The organism is Deltaproteobacteria bacterium (assembly GCA_018668695.1).
In the GTDB taxonomy this organism is placed as follows: domain Bacteria; phylum Myxococcota; class XYA12-FULL-58-9; order XYA12-FULL-58-9; family JABJBS01; genus JABJBS01.
The window spans coordinates 1-3,909 of record JABJBS010000240.1; the positions used below are offsets into that span (position 1 = coordinate 1).

At 48.3% G+C, this 3,909-nt stretch carries 4 protein-coding genes; 2 read left to right on the forward strand and 2 right to left on the reverse strand.

Features of this window, described 5'->3' with window-relative positions:
• On the forward strand, positions 1 to 255 hold a 255-nt coding region (locus tag HOK28_12855), incomplete at its 5' end, for a hypothetical protein (GenBank protein MBT6433982.1).
• A 44-nt stretch (positions 256 to 299) separates the two neighbouring features.
• Positions 300 to 1,178 (forward strand): polyamine aminopropyltransferase, encoded by an 879-nt coding sequence (speE, locus tag HOK28_12860; protein ID MBT6433983.1) that lies wholly within the window; start codon positions 300 to 302, stop codon positions 1,176 to 1,178.
• A gap of 23 nt (positions 1,179 to 1,201) precedes the next feature.
• On the opposite strand, the gene HOK28_12865 is transcribed toward speE, so the two are convergent.
• Positions 1,202 to 2,329 (reverse strand): hypothetical protein, encoded by a 1,128-nt coding sequence (locus HOK28_12865; protein MBT6433984.1) that lies wholly within the window; start codon positions 2,327 to 2,329, stop codon positions 1,202 to 1,204.
• 69 nt (positions 2,330 to 2,398) lie between these two features.
• The coding region (locus tag HOK28_12870) for a hypothetical protein (protein MBT6433985.1) at positions 2,399 to 3,909 on the reverse strand (1,511 nt) is incomplete at its 5' end.

Here is a 3,909-nt window from a genome sequence, read left to right on the forward strand (position 1 = left end):
ACGGCGTTGGCAGAGAGTGCTTTCGACAAGCGGTTTAAGCACCTTGAGCGTATGCAGCGCCGAGAGAAAAATCGTTTGGAAAATAGCGAAGCGGGTGAAGGGGAACTGCGTGATGCGATGCATCGGCAAGAGACCGTTCGTGATGACCTTCTTGCCGAGAAGAGCCGGGTTCTTCGAGCAGTAGAGAATGTACGTTTACGTTTGCAAGCCAGCGTAGCGGTTCGCCTGGTCCGTTCCTCACGGGTAAGTGGTTAATTTTTCATAAGGTACACGTTTTAGACAACGTTAAGGTAAATTGGATGGAATCCTTAGGCCTCAAAAATCAGTGGTTTTCAGAGATCGACAAAAATTTAGCGCTCTCGCTTCGGCAAAAAGGTGAGATGCTTTTTCATGAACGCTCTGATTTTCAAGACGTCAAAATATTCGATAGTTATGAGTATGGACGTGTTCTTACTCTAGACGATTGTGTGATGCTTACCGAGCAAGACGAGCATGTCTACCATGAGATGATCACCCATCCTGCAGCGCTTACCCATCCGAACCCAAAGCGTGTTCTTGTGATTGGCGGGGGCGACGGCGGAACTGTTCGCGAAATGGCACGTCACCCAGAGGTTGAAGAAATTGTTCTCGTTGAGATCGACAATGTGGTTATTGAACAGTGTCGCAAGTGGCTTCCACAAACGGCCTGTGGCCTCGACCATGAGAAAGTGAATCTCATTGTTGGCGATGGCATTGATTATGTTCAAAAAGGTGAACCTGAATCCTTCGATATTATTATTATCGATTCCACGGACCCTTTAGGGCCGAGTGAAGGACTTTTCACTGAGAGCTTTTATCGCAAAGCCCACAGCATGCTCGCAGAGAAGGGTATCCTGATGGTGCAAAGTGAATCACCGCGTATTCGGGTCCCTATTTTTCAAGAAATTTATACATTCTTCGATAAGATTTTCGGTGAAGAAAACGTTCATTGCATGATGATTCACGTGCCGACCTATATGCCGGGCACGTGGAGTTTAGCATTTTGCTCAAAGGGTGGCTTGCACCCTCGGTCGGATATCAATGTCGAACGTATTATGAATTTTCAGAAATCAAACGACTTGAATTACTACAACGACGAAATGCATATGGCAGCCTTTGCTTTGCCGACTTATGTTCGTAAGTTGTTAAATCGTTCCTAAGCGCTGCGCTGGCGGCTCTTTCGTTAGCTCTGCCACGACACCCCGATAAAGAGTACCGCTCCGCGAATCTTGTCCCAGCTTCCCTGATACAGTGGTTCTGTATCTGATTCAGGATCTGTAACTTCGAATGATTGGCTGTTGATATGTTGAAAAATCATCAGTTGAACATCGATGAGAAAGTCGTTGGAGATCATAAATTGGCTTCCGGTAAATCCTCTAAATAAGAAACCTGCATTTCCGCGTCCAGTGCGGCTGCCGCCGAGCACACTTGTATTATTTCCTGAACCATCTCGGTCGTCTGATATCTTGATGTATCCAAAGCCGAGGCTCATGCCACCGTAGGGCATCCAGAGGCCTGTGCTCTTTCTAAAGATGGCACGGATGGAGCCGTAATAGCCTCGTAGAAGAACATCGATATTGGTGAGGTTATCAGCAGATTGAGTCTGTCCCTGATTAAGGACGAAGGTGGTTTCGAAACCGAGTAAAAACCAATTTTCCAGACTGTAGTCGAAGCTAAGTTGCCCCATAAATAGAGGCTTGGTTAGGCCGGCTCCCTCAAGCCCTGAAAACATATAACCGATGCCCGTACTCAGTGTGAGATTCCACCTTTTAGGTCGCTGTGCTATGCGTAGGCTCTCTAGAGAGGCGATAAGCTCTTGGTTCTTTGTCTCGCCTCCCGGTGCCGGTCCTGTGAGTGTTTGAAGAATTTGATTGGCTGTGAGCTGGATGGCTGGGAGCCACTGCTGTCCTGAGCCTTGCAGGATCTGACTTTGTCTTCCCAAAACACTGGAGTCGGATATGTCCAAAATCGTTATGTTCAGAACCATACTTGGTCCCAGCTTGCCGATTGACCCATGAACAATATGGGTACACTCGAGTTGCTTGGCTAAATTGACCATGCAGTTTTCATCGCATCCCAACAAGTTTTGTTTGGCCTGATGGTCAAGGGCTGCTGTGAGGTCATTGTCGCTGACGATGTCGGCTACATTGGCTCGGGAGAGTTCGAATATCACGAGATCTGTAAGTGTTTTGGCAAGCGACTCTTCTACGCCTTGGGCTCGCAGCGGAGAAAACATGACCCGTGTTTTTGACAATGCACTGATGGGAAGCGCCATACAGAGACTTAAAGTCAGTATAAATTTTATGTTCATTTTGATTACTCCATCACCGTACTTACAAACAAATATTTAGCAGAGAAGCTCAACGGGTTACAGCCTGAATCAGTCACTACCTCTAATTTCCTGATTTTGCTTCCAAAAAATACGTTCCAGCCACTGTGTTGCGCGCTCAAATTCACCGGAGTTTGGAGCGACCTCCTGAAATTTTTGGTACTGAGTTTTAGCCAGTTCAAAATTGCGCGAGTGCCAGCCAGCGGCTGCGCTCACACGATGGATCTCGGCTTGGATGAGCGCGAATGGGTGTGGCATTTTCAGGAGCGTGGCTATGGCTTCGGGGAATTTTTGGCGATTGAAGAGATTACGACCATAGAGATAATTAAGAGTCGTGTCGTCTGGATGTGCAACCGTCTGTTCTTGAAGCCAAGTGGCGGCCTCTTTTTGTTTCATCTTACCGGCGAGATATCGCATGAGAGGTTTGGCTTGGTCCAGTGGCCTTTGCATGGCATCGAGTTTAATCCATTGAGCACGCTGGCTTTGGAGGTCAACTCCAAGTTCAAGAGAAGTCTTAAAAGCTTGAGTCGCTTCCTCCACCTTTCCTTGATTCCAGTAGACGTTACCGAGTTGTTCGTAGAGCCGATTTTTTTGGTAGGGACGTAGGGTGCGCTCTTCGATGAGAGCGTTGCTTATGGTCAGAAACTCGTTGAGGTTACCGGCGCGCTTGAAGGCAAAAGCCAGTGCTAGCCTCGCAGAAGGTGTTTGTCCTTCAAAGTCACAAATCTTCTGGTGCAAACTCAGAGCTTTTTCGGGACTTGCTCGCCGAAGCTCTTTTCTGAGTTCAGCCACAACGTGGGCGCAGGGTCGTTTAAAAATAGCGGGCCTATGGAAGGCAGCGCGAGCAGTTCGGTGACCGCTCTCTGGTACCTGGACCGTATCTAAAAAGGCGTTCCATTCTTTCACCAAGGCAATGAGGTCTTTGCCAAAGACGCCCACGAAATCTGCGTTAGCGTAGAGTTTTTTTACCGATTCTGCACCATATTGCTCCAATAGATATCGTATGAATGACCCTACAACGGTGTAAGCACGGGCCGGAGCTTGTCTCCAGAAGTCTTCTGCACTGAGAAGATTTTCCAATTGAGGCGTAAGTTTTAAGTCTCGCATAGAGCGGGCAAATTCATGGAGCCCCAGTTTGCCTCGCGATGTGGTAAAGGCTTCCGCGAAACCTTCGATGAGTCCCATATTAGGAATGATTCCATGACGTGTGGTAATCTTTAGAATAGATGTTCCAAGAGGCGCCGCAACCGCATGAACCAGCTCGTGGGCAACAATGTCGTGAGGAACTTTGAGATCATGAATGTGAATCTCCCCAAGCCAGGGCTTTGCAAACATGGTGTTATGACCACCCAGGAGGGAACCTTTCATCGCTGCGTTGGTGTAAACGTAACTGTGAATCGGTGGGAACTCTTTCATACCCAGCTTTTGGTGGAGTCTGTCTAGATGAAAGAGGTGGTCGTCGAGTATCGCGTCAGCACGCTTGTCACCAACATCGGCGGGCATGTGGATGGTGAGGCCTGGCGCGGTTCTGGTAACGGGGAGTTGCTGGTCGAGAACCTCTC

Bases quoted from the DNA above. Each gene is read 5' to 3' on its own strand.
- speE (MBT6433983.1), top strand. From the start codon at position 300: ATGGAATCCTTAGGCCTCAAAAATCAGTGGTTTTCAGAGATCGACAAA.
- HOK28_12865 (MBT6433984.1), bottom strand. From the start codon at position 2,329: ATGAACATAAAATTTATACTGACTTTAAGTCTCTGTATGGCGCTTCCC.